The 18,676-nt window shown below is 71.7% G+C and carries 12 protein-coding genes; 7 read left to right on the plus strand and 5 right to left on the minus strand.

The genetic code is table 11. The features are described from left to right. Window positions 1-170 precede the first annotated feature (170 nt). Both FJ108_07165 and FJ108_07170 read left to right on the plus strand, forming a co-directional pair. Entirely contained in the window at window positions 171-1,601 is a 1,431-nt protein-coding gene (locus FJ108_07165) for an RHS repeat-associated core domain-containing protein (protein ID MBM4335677.1), read from the plus strand. Between the two features lies 1 nt (window position 1,602). After that, complete coding sequence (locus FJ108_07170) at window positions 1,603-2,067, plus strand: hypothetical protein (protein MBM4335678.1); 465 nt, start codon at window positions 1,603-1,605, stop codon at window positions 2,065-2,067. 365 nt (window positions 2,068-2,432) lie between these two features. Here FJ108_07170 and FJ108_07175 read toward each other — a convergent pair whose 3' ends face one another. Beyond that, the gene (locus FJ108_07175; GenBank protein MBM4335679.1) at window positions 2,433-3,503 is read right to left on the minus strand and encodes a hypothetical protein; all 1,071 of its coding nucleotides are present in this window, start codon (window positions 3,501-3,503) and stop codon (window positions 2,433-2,435) included. Next, the gene (gene xth / locus FJ108_07180; protein ID MBM4335680.1) at window positions 3,500-4,267 is read right to left on the minus strand and encodes an exodeoxyribonuclease III; all 768 of its coding nucleotides are present in this window, start codon (window positions 4,265-4,267) and stop codon (window positions 3,500-3,502) included. The genes FJ108_07175 and xth overlap by 4 nt, the downstream gene beginning before the upstream one ends. Window positions 4,268-4,332: 65 nt before the next feature. Between xth and FJ108_07185 the strand changes: the two genes are divergently transcribed. Both FJ108_07185 and FJ108_07190 read left to right on the plus strand, forming a co-directional pair. Then, window positions 4,333-7,716, plus strand: coding sequence for a hypothetical protein (locus tag FJ108_07185; GenBank protein ID MBM4335681.1), 3,384 nt, complete (start codon window positions 4,333-4,335; stop codon window positions 7,714-7,716). Window positions 7,717-7,791: 75 nt separating this feature from the next. Then, on the plus strand, window positions 7,792-9,255 hold the full coding sequence (locus tag FJ108_07190) for a wax ester/triacylglycerol synthase family O-acyltransferase (protein MBM4335682.1): 1,464 nt from the start codon (window positions 7,792-7,794) through the stop codon (window positions 9,253-9,255). Between the two features lie 21 nt (window positions 9,256-9,276). On the opposite strand, the gene FJ108_07195 is transcribed toward FJ108_07190, so the two are convergent. Further along, entirely contained in the window at window positions 9,277-9,777 is a 501-nt protein-coding gene (locus tag FJ108_07195; GenBank protein MBM4335683.1) for a hypothetical protein, read from the minus strand. Then, window positions 9,756-11,225, minus strand: coding sequence for a serine/threonine protein kinase (locus FJ108_07200; protein ID MBM4335684.1), 1,470 nt, complete (start codon window positions 11,223-11,225; stop codon window positions 9,756-9,758). Before FJ108_07200 ends, FJ108_07195 begins: the two co-directional genes overlap by 22 nt. Before the next feature lie 304 nt (window positions 11,226-11,529). Here FJ108_07200 and FJ108_07205 point away from each other — a divergent pair, with 304 nt between their 5' ends. Both FJ108_07205 and FJ108_07210 read left to right on the plus strand, forming a co-directional pair. Then, entirely contained in the window at window positions 11,530-11,745 is a 216-nt protein-coding gene (locus FJ108_07205) for a hypothetical protein (GenBank protein MBM4335685.1), read from the plus strand. Between the two features lie 58 nt (window positions 11,746-11,803). Beyond that, window positions 11,804-12,700, plus strand: a complete 897-nt coding sequence (locus tag FJ108_07210; protein MBM4335686.1) for an alpha/beta fold hydrolase — start codon at window positions 11,804-11,806, stop codon at window positions 12,698-12,700. Here FJ108_07210 and topB read toward each other — a convergent pair. Beyond that, window positions 12,697-16,710, minus strand: coding sequence for a DNA topoisomerase III (gene topB, locus FJ108_07215; protein ID MBM4335687.1), 4,014 nt, complete (start codon window positions 16,708-16,710; stop codon window positions 12,697-12,699). The two genes, FJ108_07210 and topB, sit on opposite strands and share 4 nt — an antisense overlap. Window positions 16,711-16,822: 112 nt before the next feature. Between topB and FJ108_07220 the strand changes: the two genes are divergently transcribed. Further along, a complete protein-coding gene (locus FJ108_07220) occupies window positions 16,823-18,676 on the plus strand; it encodes a tetratricopeptide repeat protein (GenBank protein ID MBM4335688.1) in 1,854 nt (617 codons plus the stop codon).

The raw sequence follows: 18,676 nt of genomic DNA on the forward strand, positions 1-18,676 counted from the left end.
TATGCTGATCACGAGCGGCGTCCTCCTGCGCCCGTCGACGTTCGACGAGCGTTCTGGTTTTCATCAACCAGGAGTGTACGCCGCTCTCCTTTCACCCTCGCTCATACACACTCTATGCCGCAGGACCCTGGCCGCACGACGGAGAGAAGGTCGTGACGTACCCTGGCGGGGTGACGCGGGAGGTGGACTACGACGTGCGCGGCCCGGTGTCGGAGATCCGGATCAAGCCGCCCGCGGGGACGCCCTTGATCGAGAAGTGGGCGTACACGTACACGGACGTCCTGAACGTGGCGACGCTGACCGACTCCGCGAGCCGCTTGACGACCTACGGCTACGACAGCCTGGACCGGCTCACCTCGGCCGATCACCCGACGCTGCCGCCGCCGCTGGACACGCTGCCGGACCTGGAGACCTTCGCGTACGACGGGGTGGGGAACCGGACGATGAGCGGCTACGCGCACGATGCCAACCACCGGATGCGGACGAGCCCGGGGCACAGCTACGACTACGACGACGACGGGAACACGAAGGTGCGGGACCCCGGGACGAGCGGCCAGGCGAGCTACACGTGGGACCTGGAGAACCGGCTCACGGCCTACGCGAGCGGGGCGACGAGCGCGGCGTACACGCAGGATCCGTTCGCGCGGCGGCTGAGGAAGTCCGTCGGCTCGACGACGACGTGGTACCTGTGGTCGGGGGATCGGCTGCTGGCGGAGTACAGCGGCGCGGGCACGCGCACCACGCGCTACACGCCGCTCGACGGCTTCGCGCCGGCGCAGATGGCGGTGCCGAGCGGCGGAAGCGAGCTGATCTACGACGTGCACGCGGATCGCTTGGACACGCCGCGGGTGATGACGTCGTCCGCCGGCGCGGTGGTCTGGCAGGCCGCGTACGAAGCGTACGGCCAGGCGCATCTCGCGACCGGACTCTCGACCCCGCTCAACGTCCGCCTGCCGGGGCAGTATCTCGATGCGGAGTCATCGCTGCACTACAACTTCTTCAGAACGTATGACCCGGGCACGGGACGCTACGTCTCCGCCGATCCCATCGGGCAGGCAGGCGGGATCAACGTCTATCGCTACGCGCGGAACAACCCGCTTCGCTTCTTCGATCCCTTCGGCTTGGAGGAAGGCAGCGCTTCCAATGTGAAGAAGAGGAAGGCGGTTGCTCAGTGGGCCCTCGATCAGAACGGGAGCACGGACTTCTCCTACGACGCCAACCTGTCGCCACAGTACCCGGCGGGGTCCAACAAGTGCAGCGGGTTCACGTGCGCCGCAGCTGCTAGCTCAGGTGCTGACACGACGGTCACCGTGCCCGACGGAGAGGGCGGCACCAAAGATCGTTGCCCCACTGCAGCAGAGTTGGGGAGAGGAAGCGTTCCGGATTGGAGGTTGCTTGGTCCCGGCGAATCACCGGAGGCCGGTGACATCATGGCGGACCCATTCACCGGCGGCGTACCGGGTGTGACGGGGCATGCGGCTGTCGTGGTGCCCGACGGCTCGGGCGGCACGACTACGCAAGGTGCGCATGCCAACCGAGTCGGTCCCCCCGGAGCTGACCACCCCTCGAACCCTCGCTACAGGCGATACACAGGAGACTGAGATGCGAGTTGTCGTCGGCGCGGCGGCTGTGGTCGGGTCGCTAGCGCTTCAGTTCGTTGTCTGCGCCTCCGCGGTCCCCGCCGAAGCTCCCGGGGTTGTCGTCGCCGTGGTCGAGCCGCACGCGAAGGGTTCCGAGTCAGGCGAACTCGGCTTCTCGGTCTCACTCGGAGAATCGGAGCTGACGAACGCGCTTACGATCCTGAACGGACTTGCCCGACCCGGCGGTGAGCGATTGACGCTGGAGAGCCAGCCCTTGGCGATTCTGATTCGCGAGGACGTTCCGATTGGCACCCTAGGACTCCTCGTGTCGATGGCGACCAAGGCTGGCTACTCCGTCGACAACATCACGGTCTTTCTCTTCGACGCTGAACGGAGGTCGATGCAGCCGATTCCGGGCTACCGCAGCGTCCAGTTCTCAATGGCCCCCGACGTGATCGCCGGTCTCCTCGGTCGTAGTGCAAGATAACAGTGGGAGGATTCGCTGGGATCGCGAGGGGCGGTGCGGGGTTGGCGGGAGGCACAGCGCCGAGCACGATCGGCTCCAAGCGACGCCGATCGGTGTCTAGACGCTCTTCAGGCCATGGGGTGGGCATCCGGTGAGCGATCCGAAGACCGGCGAGACTTGGAGCCGTCGCGAGTATGGGCTCGCCGTCGCGCGGTTGCTTCTCGCAGTCGCGCTCATGGTCGTCCCGTTCTTCCCCTCCCCCTCGGTCGCGGGTGCACTTCCGGCGAGCGTGCGCTTGTCCGCGCGCTTCCGTGTGAAGCAGCAGGTCACGGCCGCTTCGGCCCGCGGCGTCGGGTGCCCGGCGATCGAACATCTGCCACCGCCCGCTACTTCGCCAGCGTCACGCGGACGATCCGGTCGCCCTTGAAGCTGCCGATCACGAGCTCGTCGCCGATTCGCAGCGCCGCCGTTCCGGCGCCCATCGGCGCGCCGCGATTCTCGTAGAGCGAGCGCGGAGCGAGTGACTCGGGGTCGAGCGCGAGGATCGAGAAATGGAACGGACAGGCGCCGCGTTCGATATCGCCGCAGGCGAGCATCTCGTTGAGCGGCGCGTTGTGCGAGGCGACCAGCAGGCTTCCGTCGGGGCTCCAGAGTATGTTGTCGGGGCTTGCGATCTCGACCGAGGCGAGCGTCTCGCCGGTCTTCCGCGACAGCTTGCGCACCTCGTCGGCCAGGTAGAGGTCCACGTACAGGCTCTCGCCGTCCGCCGACACCTCGATCCCGTTCGGCATCGCAGCGTCGGTACCGGGCAGCTTCGAGAAGCCCGCGTCCGGGTGCCATTCGATCACCCAGCCGGTCGCCAGGCCGAGCGCTCCCTTCAGCATCGCGACCAGGCCGCCGCCCCTGGGCATCATGTTCGTGGCCACGAAGCCGCCGTCCGGCAGCGCTGCGACGTCGTTCAGCCAGGTCTTCTCCGGTGCGATCGCGCAGCCGCGCCAGCTGAGCGCCGGGCCGGCTTCCGAGTCACTGACTTCGAAGAACTCGATCGACTCCCGCCCGCCGTGATTCACGACCAGCAGCTGATGAGTCCCGTCGGGGCGCGTGGAGAGCGCGAGGCCGTGCGGGCTGAACGCGGCGTCGGGCGCGGCGGTGCAGCTCGCCTCGCCCCAGCCCGGAGCGGCCGCGCGGCGCTCCGCGGGCGTGCCGGCGAAGGCGGGCGATATGGCGTCGCTCGCGAGCTCGAAGAAGACCAGGCTTCCGGACTTGGAGCCGTCCATCTCGCCCATCTGGCTGATCACCAGGCTGCGCCCGCCGGGGAGCAGGGCGAGGTCCTCGGGGTTCTGGAAGCCGCAGACCGGCCGCGCGTTTCCGACCGGCGCGCAGTCGACGATCGGATCGAGCGGAGACGAGCAGGCGCAGGCCAGGGCGACGGCTGCGAGCGCGAGGATCGGCCTCATCGCAGCACCGCCAGCACCGGCGCGTGGTCGCTCGCTCCCTTTCCCTTGCGCTCGTCTCGATCGATCACGACGTCCTCCAGTCTCTCGATCAGCGGTCGCGAAAGCAGCACGTGGTCGATTCGCAGGCCGCGGTTCTTCGGGAAGCCGAGCTCCCGGTAGTCCCACCAGGTGAACGCGACACGCTCGGGATAGCGCGCCCGGAACGCGTCGACGAGCCCCCAGTCGAGCACCCGGGCCAGCGCGGCGCGCTCGGGCTCGGAGCAGAGCACCTGGCCGCGCCAGGCCTCGGGGTCGTGCACGTCGGCGTCGGCCGGCGCGACGTTGAAGTCGCCGGCCAGCGCGAGCGGCTGCGACGCGTCGGCCTCGCGCTCGAGCATCCGGCGCAGCCGTTCGAGCCACTCGAGCTTGTAGGCGTACTTCTCCGTTCCCACCGCCTGGCCGTTGGGCACGTAGGCGCAGATCACCCGCACGTCCGCGACCGTCGCCGCGATCAGGCGCGCCTGGCCGTCGTCCGCTCCGTCGCGAAAGCCGCACGTGACCTCGGCGGGCTCGCTCCTGGCCAGGATCGCCACACCGTTGTAGGACTTCTGTCCCGCGAACGCGGTCGCGTAGCCGGCTTCGCGGAGCGCGGCGACCGGAAAGTCGGCGTCGGTGACCTTCGTCTCCTGGAGGCAGACGACGTCGGGCGCGTGGCGAGCGAGCAGGGCGATCAGCCGCTCCAGTCGCTGCCGGATCGAGTTCACGTTCCAGGTAACCAGCTTCACGCTGGCGGGCATCGTAGCCAAGAACCCCGCTTGACGGGTCCGGAACACGGGCCGAAGGTGATTGCATGCTCTGCGCGAGCTGCGGGACGGAGCTCCTGCCCGGAAAGAAGTTCTGCCATGCGTGTGGCGCCCCGGCGGCGACCGCGTGCGCGTTCTGTGGCGCCAGGGTCGAGCCCGGCTGGCGCTTCTGTCCCGAGTGCGGGCGCGCGCAAGATGCGCCGGCGCCGGCGGCCCGCGAAGAGAGGCCCGCGCGGCGGATTCCGGAGACGCTCGCGACGCGAATCCGCGCCTCGCAAGCGGTGGCCGGGGAGCGCAAGCGCGCGACCGTCTTCTTCTGCGATCTGGTCGATTCGACCGCGCTCGCGGAGCGCCTCGATCCCGAGATCTACCGCGAGCTGCTCGACCGCTATCTCGAGCTCGCCTTCGCCCAGATCTATCGCTTCGAGGGGATCGTGAATCAGCTCGCCGGCGACGGGTTGATGGCGCTCTTCGGCGCGCCGATCGCCCACGAGGACGCGCCGGAGCGCGCCGTCCGCGCCGCGCTGGCGATCCAGGCGTCGCTCGCGGATCTCTCCGATCGCCTGCTCGCCGAGCGCGGCGTCGAGCTCCGCGCGCGCATCGGCATCCACACCGGGATCGTCGTCGCCGGAACCGTCGGCAACGACCAGAAGATGGACTACACCGCGATCGGCGACACGACGAACCTTGCGGCGCGGCTGCAGTCCCTGGCCACGCCGGGAACGATCCTGATCTCGGAGGCGACGCTCGCGCTGCTGCGCGGGGCGTTCGCGACCGAGCCGGCGGGCCCGTTCGAGGTGAAGGGCAAGAGCGAGCCGGTGAGCGCGCACCAGGTGCTCGGATTGGCCGCGCGCGAGCCGACGTTCAGCGGCGAGCGCGGCGAGCTCACGCCGCTGTTCGGGCGCGAGGCCGAGCTCGCGCAGCTCGAGGCCTGCTTCGATCGACTCCAGGCGGGGCTCGCGCAGGTCGTCTCGATCGTCGGCGAGGCGGGGATCGGCAAGTCGCGGCTCGTGCACGAGCTGAAGAAGCGCCTCGCCGGCCGCGAGCTCGAGCTGCTCGAGACGCGCTGCTCCTCGCTCACGCGCTCGGTGCCGTACGCGCCCTGGGCGGCGATGCTGAAGCGCTGGTTCGACGTCGCGCCCGACGACGACCGCGCTTGCGCCTGCGAGAAGATCTCGTCGCGGCTCCGGGATCCGGACGGCCAGGTGGACGAGGGCTACGCAGATCTGTGCTGGCTGCTCTCGCTCCCGGCGGAGGGGCGAGAAGCCACGCCGGACGGGCCGGCGCACCAGCGCGGCTTCGAGGCCGTCTCGCGGCTGATCGAGAGCACCTCCCTGCGTGTGCCCGTGGTGATGATCATCGAGGATCTGCACTGGCTCGACGACGCCTCGCGCGAGGTGCTCGAGATGGCCGTCGCGCGCACCGACACCGCGCGCGTGATGATCGTGACGACGCACCGCCCAGATCACCGGCCGAACTGGCAGTCGAACGCCGCGCTCACGCAGCTGCGGCTGCGGCCGCTCGCCGAAGCCGACGCGGCGCGCATCGTGCGCGCGCGCGCGGGCGGCCCGGTTCCGCGCGAGGTCGAGAGCCTGATCCTGCGCAAGGCCGAAGGGAATCCCTTCTATCTCGAGGAGCTCACGCGCTCGCTGGTCGAGGACGGCACCCTGGTCGCGCGCGACGGGCGGGTCGTCGCGACGCGCCGCGCCGAAGAGATCCGCATTCCCGACACGATCGGCGAGGTGCTCGGCGCGCGCATCGACCGCCTGCGGCCCGCCGCGAAGCGGGTGGCGCAGGTCGCCGCCGTGCTCGGCCGGCAGTTCCGCCTGCGGCATCTCGAAGCGCTGCTCGCGGGCGAGGCGATCGACGTCGAGTCGGAGCTCGGCGAGCTCGAGCGGCGCGGCGTGCTGCACCGGAACGGCGGTATGGCGCACGACGAGTTCCTCTTCGGCGAGAGCCTGACCCAGGAGGTCGCCTACGAGGGCCTGCTGCTGCGCGAGCGGCGCTCGCTGCACGATCGCGCCGCGGCCCTGCTCGACGCCGAAGGCCGCGATCCGACACAGGTCGGTGACGCCCGCGGCGGGCTGGCGCTGGCGGCGCATCACCTGGCCCGCGGCGACGACCGCGTGGGGGGAATCCGCGCGCTGCTCGCGGCGGGGCAGCAGGCGCAGGCGCTGCCCTCGTACGGGGACGCGATGCGGCTCTACCGCGAGGCGTGGCGTCTGGCCGAGGGAACGCTCGACGAGTCGCGCAGCCCCACGCCCGAGCTGAAGCGCGTCGCGCTCGAGGCCGCGGTGGGGCTGTGCTCGGCCGCGGCGATCTACGGCGACTCCGAATCCGACGCGGACCAGCGCGCGGCGAGCCGCGGCATCTCGCTCGCGGAAGAGATCGGCGATCTCGAGCTGCACTCGAATCTGCTCGCCGCCTACGGTCTGTTGACCCTGAACGGCCCGCTGGAGCGATTCGACGAGGGCATGGCGATGGTCGAGCGCAGCGTCGAGATCGCGCGCCGCGCGGGCTCGCCGACCTCTCTGCTTCGAGCGGTTCGCGGGATGATCTTCGCCTGCGTGCTCGACGCGCGCTTTGCCGAGGCGGGCCGGCTGGCCGACGAGATCCTCGCCGCACTGGAGCGCAGCGGCGACGCCCGGCGCGGAACCGATCCCTACATGGGCGCGCGCTTCTTCCGCGCCCGACTGCTCGTCGACAGCGACGACTTCGCGACGGCCGTGCCCTGGGTCGCGGAGTCGTTCGCGCTCGCCGATCGCTTCGGGAACCGCACGGTGAAGGCCGCCTCGGCGTCGATGCTGGCCTGGATCGCCTTCCTGCGCGGCGAGTACGCCGAGGCCGAGCGCTGGGCGAAGCTCGCGCTGCCGATCGCCGAGGCGATCGAGAGCCTGGCGGCGCTGCGCTCCGCGAGCGCGACGCTTCTGCTCGTGCGCGCGCAGCGCGGCGAGCGGGGCGTCTCCGGCGCCGAGATCGACCGGCTCGAACGCGGCCTTCTCTCCAGCGGGGATCTCGGCTCCGGCTCGGAGACGATCGTCGAGGCGCTGCTCGAGAACGGCGAGGTCTCGCGCGCCCGGCGCCTGGCCGAGGCGCGCGTGGCGCGTGCCGGCGGACGGCTTCGCCAGGCGAAGGCCGCCCTCTCGCTGGGCATGGTCGCGCTGGCTTCCGGCCCCGACGAGCTCGACACCGCCGAGCGTCGCTTCGGAGAGGCCGTCTCTCGCGCGCGCGAGTGCGGACTCCGACAGGTCGAAGGCCGAGCCAGGCTCGGCCTGGCCGAGGTCGCCCGCGCGCGAGGTGACGAGGCGGCGAAGATCGGTCACGCGAAGCAGGCGATCGCGCTGCTGCGTCCGCTCGGCCTGCAGCACTACGCGACGCGCGCCGCCGGCCTGCTCCTCGAACGGATCGAGGAGTCCTCGCCGAACGCATGAATTCGTCGAATCGATTGACAGACCGCGACCCGCCGACTACCCCGGGTCGAGACACACCAGGAGAATGAGCCCCCCATGCCACGCTACGCCTACGACCGACTCACTGCGCTCGACAACTCGTTTCTCATGCTCGAGAAGCCCAACTCGTACATGCACGTGGGCTCGACGCAGATCCACAAGACCGGCCCGCTGCGCACCGAGGGAGGCGGCGTCGACGCGGCTCGGATCCGCAAGCTACTCGCCGCGCTCCTGCACCGCATTCCGCGCTACCGCCAGAAGCTGGCCTGGATCCCGTTCGAGAACCATCCGGTCTGGGTGGACGACGACAACTTCAACCTCGACTTCCACCTGCGCCACACGGGGCTGCCGCGTCCCGGCACCGACGAGCAGCTGAAGCGCCTGTCGGCGCGAATCCTCCAGCAGCACCTCGACCGCAACCGCCCGCTCTGGGAGATGTGGATCGTCGAGGGGCTCGAGGACGACCGCTTCGCGATCATCTCCAAGACGCACCACTGCATGATCGACGGCGCCTCCGGCGTCGACATCATGCGCGTCCTGATGTCGCCCGAGCCCGACACGCGCACGCCCGACGAGCCCTCCTGGGTGCCGCGCCCCGCGCCGTCGGGATTCGAGCTGATGCGCCACGAGTTCCTGCGCCGCGCGGGCCTGCCGCTCGAGATCCTGCGCGGCGCGGTGAGCGCGATGCGCACCGCGGAGAGCGTGAGATTCGACGTGATGACTCGGGTGCGGGCGCTGACCGAGGCGATGGGCGGCAGCTTGCGCCTGCCGTCGGAGACGCCGTTCAACCGCGAGATCGGCCCGCACCGCCGCTTCGAGTGGCTGACGATGGACCTCGCCGACATCAAGAAGCTGCGCAAGAGCCTGGGCGGATCGCTGAACGACATCGTGCTCGCGATCGTGACCGGCGCGGTGCGCGACTTCCTGCGCGCGCGGCACGTGAATCCAGACAAGCTCGACTTCCGCGTGATGGCGCCGGTGTCGGTGCGCAGCGAGAACGAGCACGGGGCGCTCGGCAACCGCGTTTCCGCTTGGATCGTGCCGCTGCCGATCGGGACGGCCGACCGCCGCGTGCAGCTGGAACGGATCACCGAGCGCACGACCTGGCTCAAGGACTCCAAGAGCGCGGTCGGCGCGGAGGTGCTGACGCAGGCCGCGGAGTACACGCCGTCGACGCTGCTCGCGCTCGGCGCGCGGAACATGACGCGCCTGCTCCCGTTCAACCTGGTGGTCACGAACGTTCCCGGCCCGCAGGCGCCGATGTACATGCTCGGCGCCGAGATGCTCGAGTGCTTCCCGAACGTTCCCCTCACCGACCGGCTCGGGCTCGGCATCGCGCTGATGAGCTACAACGGAAAGCTCTGCTGGGGCTTCAACGCCGACTACGACCTGGTTCCCGATCTGCGCAACTTCGTGACCGCGGTCGAGGGCTCGTTCGACGAGCTGATGAGCCTGGCGAGCGCCCGGCCGGCGCTCGTGGTCACGGGCGGTCGGGAGGGCGCGAGGAGCACGTCGGCCTGAGCCGCAGTCCGCGCGAGCCGGCTACTTCGCGACGGCCTCGACCGCGAACGTCTCACTCTGCGCGAAGTGGACCGGGCCAGCGTCGAAGTCGAGCTCGAGCGCGTAGACGCCGTCGCCTGCGTCGGGCGGCACGGCCACGAACACGTCGACCACCCAGCGTCCCGGGCGCAGGTCGTACTGCGGCTCGGGAACCGTGCCGATCGCCTTGCCGCGGTGCAGGATCTTCATCTCGAGCCGGCCCGTCACCACCTCGGTCGGGGCGGTGGTGCAGAGCGCGTACACCATTCGGTGACCGACCTCGCCGCCGGGCCGCACGCGCTTGGGCCAGACCTCGACCCGCTCGAGCTTGAACCAGGGGAGCTTCTGCTCGGCGCAGAGGAACTCCGCCGCGACCTCCTCGGGGAAGTCTTCGAGCTTCTGTCCGGGCGTGCGGAACGGCCGGTCGAGCGGCGCGGGCAGCGACGCACACGCCGTGCAGGCGAGCGCGAGCAGAAGCGCGACTAGCGCCTTCGGATCACCCAACTCGCTTCTCCTCGCGGCGACTCTGCCGCGGGCTCCGTCGACTTGCTCGGCGCGGCCGCTGCGCGGGGTGCGGGCGCCGCCTTCCGGATCGGAGCCGCGCTGGCCGTCTTCGCGCCGCCGGCGCTGGGCGCGGCCACGACGGGCGCGGCCACGGCCGCTGCGGGCTGCGCCGCGCTCGGTCGCGTCGACGCCGCGGTCTCGACTCGCTTCTCGTGCCGCACCAGCCGCACCCCGAACAGGAACGCAATCAGGAGCAGCCCGCAGGCGGCGAGCGCGATCCGGCCGCGGCCGCGCTCCGGCCGCGCGGGCTCGCATTCAGACGCCGGGCTGCGGAGCTCGCGCGTGAGCGCGTGCGCGTCGACGCTTCGCACCGAGGTCGCCGGCGTGATGCTCCGCGTGCTGGCGAGCGCGATCTGCTCGGCCTCTTCGAGCGCGAGCTCGCGCGTCACCGGGGCCTCGCGCTCCGCACTCCTGCGCGCCAGCGCGCCGCGGCGCCACGCGTCCTGGAGCGCGTCTCCGAGTTCGCGCACCCCGGGGAAGCGCTGGCTCGGGTCCTTCGCGAGCGCGCGCAGCACGACGTCCTCGAGAGGCGCGGAAAGATCAGGGACGAGCGCTCGCAGCGGGCGCGGCGCGTCCTCGATCTGCGCGCGGCAGAGCTGGTAGTCGTTCTCGGAGTCGAACGGGAGCTCGCCGCCGAGCAGCTCGTAGAGCAGGACGCCGAGCGCGTACACGTCCGAGCGCGCGTCGGTCTCGTCGCCGCACCCCTGCTCGGGCGACATGTACTGCATGGTTCCGACCATGTGGCCCTGGCGCGTCGCGCGATCCGTGCCGAGGCAGCGCGCGATTCCGAAGTCCATCACCTTCACGCCGCCGTTCGTCGCGAGCATCAGATTCGACGCCTTGATGTCGCGGTGCACGATCCCCGCCTGGTGCGCGTGGTCGATCCCGGCGATCGCCTGCTGCACGAGCGGAAGCGCGCGCTCGGGCTCGAGCCGCCCGGAGCTGGCGAGGATCTGCGCGAAGGTCCGCCCCTCTACGTACTCCATCACCATTCCCAGGTGCCGCTCCTCGCGGAGCAGGCAGTACAGAAGCGCGACGTTGGGGTGGATCAGCTTGGCCAGGGTGCGCGCCTCCGACTGGAAGCGCTCGACCACCTCGGGGCGATCGCCGAGCCCCTCGCGCAGGAACTTGATCGCCACATTGCGTCCGAGCAGCGGATCGCTCGCCCGGTAGACGTCGGCCACGCCCCCAGAGCCGATCTTCTCGGCGATCTCGTAGCTGCCGATGGTGATCCCGATCATGTCGCGAGTGGTATCGGAAGCCCCCGGATGGCACTTGATCGCGCGCCCGTGCACGACGAGCGGGCGCGCTTGCGCCTGACCTGCCGGCGCGCTGCCGATCGCAGTATCCTCGCCGCGCGAATTCCACTGGACGCGGAGGCACGGCATGAGCGAGGCGAGCGCGAGCTTCTGGCGACGCTGCAGCAGCTGCAAGAAGGAGATCGGCTTCACGCGGACCTTCTGGGTCTGCAGCGTCTCGACCTGCAATCGCAAGCGCACGGGTCTCGTGTTCTGCACGACGTCGTGCTGGGACGTCCACCTGCCGCTGATGAACCACCGCGAGGCGTGGGCCGAGGAGCGGCGCGCGCCGACGCGCGAGGCCTGGCTTCGCGAGCAGGCGGAAGAGGCGGCGAGCGCGTCGTCGTCCGCGCCGGCCGCCGCGAGCCCGCCCGCGCGCGAGCCGCAGCGCCGCATCGCGTCCGCGGCGCGCGCGCCCGCGCCCCGGCCGCCGCGCGAGGTGCTGGTCGTCGTGTCCAAGCTCAAGGCCTACGTGCGCGAGCGCTCGGGAATGAGCACCTCCGACGCCGTGATCGAGCTGCTCTCCGACAAGCTCCGCGACCTCTGCGACGACGCGATCCAGAGCGCGATGCGCGACGGCCGGCGCACGGTGATGGAGCGCGACTTCTAGCCGCCGCTGCGAATCTCCGCGCTTGACCCGACGGGGTGGCGGCGCAGACACTTGCCGCATGCCGAAAATCGACGCGAACGGGATCCGGATCGAGTACGACAGCTTCGGGGATCGCGGCGCCGAGCCGCTGCTCCTGGTGATGGGCCTGGGCGGGCAGATGCTGCTCTGGGAGGACTCGTTCTGCGCGGCGCTCGCCGAGCGCGGTCACTTCGTGGTCCGCTTCGACAACCGCGACATCGGGCTCTCGACCCACTTCGATTCGCACGGAATCCCCGACCCGATCGCGCTGATGACCGCGGCGGCGAGCGGAGAGCCGGTGTCGGTGCCGTACACGCTCGACGACATGGCCGACGACGCGGTCGGGCTCTGCGACGCGCTCGGGATCCGCGACGCCCACTTCGTCGGCGCTTCGATGGGCGGGATGATCGTGCAGACCGTCGCGATCCGGCATCCCGCGCGCGTGCGCAGCCTGGTCTCGATCATGTCCACGACCGGAAATCCCGCGCTCCCGCCGGCGCGGCCGGAGATCCTCGCGCTGCTGATGAGCCCGCCTCCGGTCGGACGCGAGGCCGCGATCGACGCCTCGGTCGAGATGTGGCGGAAGATCGGCAGCCCCGGCTTCCCGTTCGACGAAGCGCTGATCCGCACGCGAAGCGCTCTGCTCTACGACCGCGCGAATCACCCCGCGGGGCAAGCGCGCCAGCTCGCCGCGATCCTGGCGCACGGCAATCGCGCGCCCCGGCTCGCCGACGTCCGCGCGCCCGCGCTCGTGATCCATGGAACAGACGATCCGCTCGTGCCGGTCGAAGGCGGCCAGGACACGGCGGCCTCGATTCCGGGCGCCGAGCTGCTGCTGATTCCCGGAATGGGCCACGACATGCCGCGCGCGATCTTCGCGCGGCTCGTGGACGCGATCTCGAGCCACACCCACAAGGCCGCGGTCGCGCGCGCCTAGCCGCTCCGAACGATCTCGAGCAGGGCAGGGCCGTATTTCGCGGCGAGCGCCGGGCCGATGCCCTTCACCGCGAGCAGCGCGCGCTCGTCGCGAGGCCGCGAGGCCGCGATGCCCTGCAGAGCCGCGTTGGTCATGACGCGGAACGCGGGAATCCGGCGGCGCTTCGCCTCGGCGCCGCGCCAGCGCATCAGCGCCCCGAGGAGCGCGCCGTCCAGGCTCTGATCGGCGTCGGACCCGGGCGCGCTGGCGCCTGCGCTGCCGCGCGCGCGCCTCGTCCGCGCCGGGACGGCCGCGGCATCGCGCGCGCCAGCGCGGCTCCGGGCGCGGCGCTTGCGCGGCGCGCGCTCCGCCTCGCTCTCGCGCTCGACGCGCACGGCCGCGAGCGCCTCGGCCCCGGCTTCGAGACCGGCTCGCGTCAGCCGCAGGCGCGAGAACGCGATCGTCTCGCCGTCGCGCTCGAACTCCGCGCTCTCCTCCACCGCGAGCCCTGCGCGCACCAGCCCCGAAACCAGCCGCCCGAACTCGCTTCGGTCCAGCGCCTCGCCGAACACCTCTCGGTGTAGCTTTCCCGAGGGCTGGCCGTTCCGCGCCCGGAGCGCGGCGACGATCCGCTCGAGCGCATCGCGCTGGCCCGGGTCGAGCGCGGCGAAGCCGAGCGCCTCGCTGCCCTCGGCGTTGCAGATGTCGCAGATCCCGCACTCGACGCCGGAGTCCGCCTCGTCGCCGAAGTGGCGCACGAGCTGGAGCATGCGGCAGGCGCGGCTTCCGGCGTAGCGGTGGATCTGCTCGAGCTGCGCCTTCTTGTGGCGCTGCTGCGCCAGGTACGGCTCGCGCCAACCGTCGCGCCCGCGCGAGGCGTTCTCGTCCGCGTCGACCAGCGCGCCTCCGTGCACCCAGAGCTTGTCGAGCACGCGCTCGAGCTCGTCGGGGTCCATGCGCAGGCTGCGCTGCAGCTCGGCGCGCGGCGCGGGCGCGGCGCCGAGCGCGCGGTAGACGCGCTCGAGCACCGCGACGTCGGGATAGTCGCGCGCGAAGAAGTGCTCGTGCGTGCGCAGGTCGACGAAGCCGTGGAAGAGAACCGCGCGCGAGAGCGCGCCGTCGCGCCCGGCGCGGCCGATCTCCTGGTAGTAGCTCTCGACGCTGCTCGGCAGCGCCGTGTGCACGACCGTGCGCACGTCCGCCTTGTCGATCCCCATGCCGAAGGCGATCGTGGCGACGATCACCTCGAGCGAGCCGGCCATGAAGCGGCGCTGCACCTCGTCGCGCTCGCGCGCGGGCATTCCCGCGTGATACGCGGCGGCGCGGAAGCTGCGGTCGAGCCGGGACGCGAGAAGCTCGGCCTTCTTGCGCGTCGGCGCGTAGACGATCGCGGGCCGGCGAGCGGGCGAGCGCAGCAGCCGCTCGCAGGCGGCGTCCCGCGCAGACGGCTTCGCCTCGACGAGCTCGATCGCGATGTTCGTGCGCCGGAAGCCGTGGATGTAGCGATGCGCCTTGTCGATCCCGAGCTGCGCGACGATGTCGCGCTGCACCAGCGGCGTGGCCGTCGCGGTCAGCGCGATGATCGGCGCGGGCCGCAGCGCCGGCAGGCGCTCGCGCAGCATGCGGTACTCGGGCCGGAAGTCGTGCCCCCACTGCGAGATGCAGTGCGCCTCGTCGACCGCGACCAGCGCCGGCGTGCGCTGCGCCAGCTTCTCGGGGAAGCCAGGCACCGCCAGCCGCTCCGGCGCGATGAACAGGTAGTCGAGCTTCCCGTCGAGGTACGCGCGGAGCACCGCCTGCGACTCGGCGCGCGCGCGTCCGGAGTGGATCCGCTCGGCGCGAAGCCCCTGCGCCTGCAGCTTGGCGACCTGGTCGTCCATCAGCGCGATCAGCGGAGAGACGACCAGCGTCGTGCCGCCGCGCGCGAGCCCGGGAAGCTGGTAGCAGAGCGACTTTCCCGCGCCGGTCGGCATCACGAGCAGGGCGTCACCGCCGAGTGTCACCGACCGGCAGACCTCTTCCTGGAACGGGCGGAAGCTCTCGAAGCCGAAGCGGCGCCCGAGCAAGCCGAGCAGCTGGTCGGGCGCGGTCGCCGTCTGCGGCGCGTCGCGCTCGCGCTCGAAGGCGAACGGAAGCTGCGGCGCCGCGGCCGCCGGCCGTTCGGTCCGCACGCGCTTCACCACGTCGCTCACGTACGTCTCGATGTCGCGCATGAAGCTGTCGAGATCGCCCGAGCCGCGCTGGATGCGCTCGAGCCGCGCCTCCCACTGCCCGGTCATCAGCGGGCTCTTCACGTCGGGATGCACGATCTCGATCAGCTCCACGCCCTTGTCCGTCGCCGCGAGGGACTTTCCGTCGCGCGTGATGTACTTGCGCTCGAGCAGCGTCTCGATGATCGAAGCGCGCGTCGCCGGCGTCCCCAGGCCGGTCTCGCGCATCGCCTCGGAGAGCTCGCGGTCTTCGAGCGTGCGGCCCGCGGTCTCCATCGCCGTGAGCAGCGTCGCCTCGGTCAGGCGCCGGGGAGGGCGCGTGCGCTTGCGCTCGGCCCGGGCGTCGACGACGTCCTGCGGCTGTCCCGGCGCGAGCCCCGGGGGCAGGAGCGGCTCGGAGTCCGCGCTCTGCGCGCCCTCGAGCGCGCGCCAGCCGAGCGTCACGACGGCGCTTCCCTGGCTGCGATAGCGGTCGACGATCGGCGTCGGCTCCGAGCTCGTGATCGCGGTGACGACGGTCGTGGTCGCGTAGACGTGATCCGCGTGCCAGGCCGCGAGCAGGCGCCGCGCGACCAGATCGAAGAGCCGCGCCTCGTCGGCGGAGAGGCCGGCCTTCTCGGGCGATTGCCCGGTCGGGATGATCGCGTGGTGGTCGCTCACCCGGGCGTCGTCGACGAAGCGCGGGCCGAGCGGCCGCTCGCCGGCTCCGGGCGCGAGCTGCTCGCGATACGGTCCGGAGATGGCGCTCGCGATCCTCGGCAGCGTAGCCGCGACCGACTTCGAGAGGTGCCGGCTGTCCGTGCGCGGGTAGGAGAGCAGCTTCTTCGACTCGTACAGGCTCTGCGCGACCTCGAGCGTGCGCGTCGCGCTCCAGCCGAAGATCCGGTTCGCCGCGCGCTGCAGCTCGGTCAGGTCGTAGAGCTGGGGCGGCGGGAGCCTGCGCCGCTGGGCCTCGACCGATTCGATCGCGGCGCGACCCGAACGCGCGCGCGCGACGATCCGCTCCGCCTCCTCGCCGTCGGCGGGCAGACGCCGCGCGAGCTCAAGGGTCTCGGGCTCGGCGCCGGGCGCGCCGGGGCGGAACCAGGTGCCGCGGTGGCCCGGCGCCGTCTCGGGCGCTCCGTGCGCTCGGAAGTCGGCGACCACCTCGACGTAGTCCTCGGGAACGAAGGACCGGATCGCGAGCTCGCGCTCGACCAGGATCGCCAGCGTCGGCGTCTGCACGCGCCCGACCGAGAGCAGCTCGCCGTGCGACGACGAGCGACGCAACAGCGTGTAGGCGCGCGAGAGGTTCATGCCGACCAGCCAGTCGGCGCGGCTGCGCCCGCGCGCGGCATCGGCCAGGCCGTCGACCTCCGACTGCGGGCGCAGTCCGGCCAGCCCCGCGCGGATCGCGTCGGGCGTGAGCGAGGAGATCCAGAGCCGCTCGACCGGCTTGGCCGCGCGCGGCGCGGCCAGCCCCGCGGCCTCCCAGATGTAGCGGAAGATCAGCTCGCCCTCTCGGCCTGCGTCCGTCGCGCAGATCACGCGCTCGACCTCGGGGTCGGCCAGGATCCGCCGCACGATCTCGAACTGGCTCTTCGTCTTCTCGTAGACCACGAGCGGCCAGCGCTCCGGGATCATCGGCAGCAGCGTCTGGCGCCAGGCGCGCCACTCGGGTCGGATCTCGTGCGGCTGCGCGAGCGCCACCAGGTGCCCGATCGCCCAGGTGACGACGTAGCCGTTTCCGCGCAGGCAGCCGTCGCCGCGCGTTCCGGCGCCCAGCACTCGCGCGATGTCGCGCGCGACCGAGGGCTTCTCAGCGACGACCGCTATGCTCATCTGCGCGCAACGGTCCCGATTTCCACGCGCACCTCACGCCACTCACGGGACCGAACGCCAGGGGTGAGAGAAGCATAGCGCCAAGCCGGTCCGCGCGGGTACCCTGGCGGAGATGCGATGGCAGGGCACGCTCGCTGCAGCAGCGCTCCTCGCGCTGGTGGCGGTGTCGTTCGCGCCGGCTGCGCGTCTCGGCTTCGTCTACGACGACCACGAGCTGATCGTGGACCGCGAGGCGCCGCGCGGCCTCGAGATCGCGCGGGTCTTCGCGGAGCGGCACTGGCCGACGCTGCCGTACTACCGGCCGATTCCGCGCGCCAGCATGCTGGCGCAGAAGGCCGTGCACGGCGACGACCCCGCGCCGTACCATGTGGCCAACGTGTTGCTCGCTGCCGCGGTTGCGCTCGCGGCGCTCGCGCTGCTGCGAACCGCGGCGTTCGGGCTCACGTGGCCGCTCGCGCTCGCGGGCGCCTCGCTCTTCGCGCTGCACCCGATCGCGTCCTCGTGCGTCTACCCGATCGCGTCGGGTCGCGAGACACTCTGGCCGACGTTCTTCGAGATCCTGGCGGTGATCGCGTACTTGCGGCCGCGCGGGCCTTCGCTTGGCCTCTGTCTCGCCGCGACCGGGGCCGCGCTGCTCTCGAAGGAGCACGCGGTGGTTCTGCCGCTGGTCTTCGTGGCGGCGGATCTCCTGGGCTTGTCGCGCGCGCCACGGCGCGAACCGTTGGCGTGGCTGCGCCGCCACGCGCGGTTCGCGCTGCTCGTGCTCGGCTACTTCGGCGTTCGCCAGCTGATCTTCGCGGGCGAGCCTCGCGCCGAGCTCGCGCTGCTCTCGCAGCCGTTCGGGCCGCTGCTCTCGTTCGGCTACGCGCTGCAGGTCTTCTTCGCTCCGACGCGCGATCTGGTCTACGAGCCGATCGCCGCGGTCTGGATCTCGCCGGTTCGGCTCGCGCTGGCGCTCGCCGCGAGCGCCGCGATCGGCCTCGGAATCGCCGCGCGCGATCCGGACGCGCAGCGCCGTGGTCTCTTCTGGCTGGCCTGGATCGCGCTCGGGCTGCTCCCGACCGCCAACGTCTTCGTCCAGGACGCGCGCTTCGACGAGCGCTACGTGTTCTTCTCGTCTCTCGGGCTCGTCGCGCTCGCGCTCACCGCGCTCGAGCCGCTCGGCCGGGCGCGCACGGGGCGCGCGATCACGGCCGTCGGGCTCGCCGCCGGGATCGCGACTGCCGCGACCGTGAGCATCGAGCGAGCGAGCGCCTTCGCCGACGACGCGGCGTTCCTGGCGCGCTGGATCGAGAGCGATCCCGAGCGCGCGCAGCCGCACCTCTCGCTCGGCAAGCTCGCCTACCGGGCCGGGGACTGGGCGGCAGCGATCGCGCACTTCGAGGCCGCGCTGGCGCGTTCACCCGAGCTCGCGGATGCGCACAATGGCCTGGGTCTGGCGCAGGAGGCCCTGGGTCGGATCGACCTGGCGGAGCAGCACTTCGCGCGCGCGATCGAGCTCGATCCCGCAAACGGCGCCGCGCACAACGACCTGGGCGTGCTCTACCTGGGGCGCGGCGAGCTCGCGCGCTCCGAGGCCGAGTTCGAGGCCGCGCTCGCCGGACGCGGCGATCACACCAGCGCGCGGATCAATCTGGCGCTGGTGCACGCGCGCGCGGGGGACCGTGCGACGGCGATCGCGGAGCTCGAGCAGGTGCTCGCCGCGCGTCCCGGTCACGCAGGGGCGTGTTTCAACCTCGGCATGCTCCTCGTCGACGCGGGCGACGACGCGCGCGCTCTCCCCTACCTGGAGCGCGCGGTCGATGCGCGCCCCGACTACGCGATCGCGCGCTTCCGGCTCGGCATCGCGCTGGTGCGACTCGGACGCGCGGGCGACGCAGAGACGGAACTCCGGCGCGCGCTCGAGCTCGACGCGTCGCTCGACGGAGCGCGAAGCGCGCTCGCCCAGCTCGGCGCGCAGCCCTGA

Source organism: Deltaproteobacteria bacterium (genome assembly GCA_016875225.1).
Lineage (GTDB): Bacteria > Myxococcota_A > UBA9160 > SZUA-336 > SZUA-336 > VGRW01.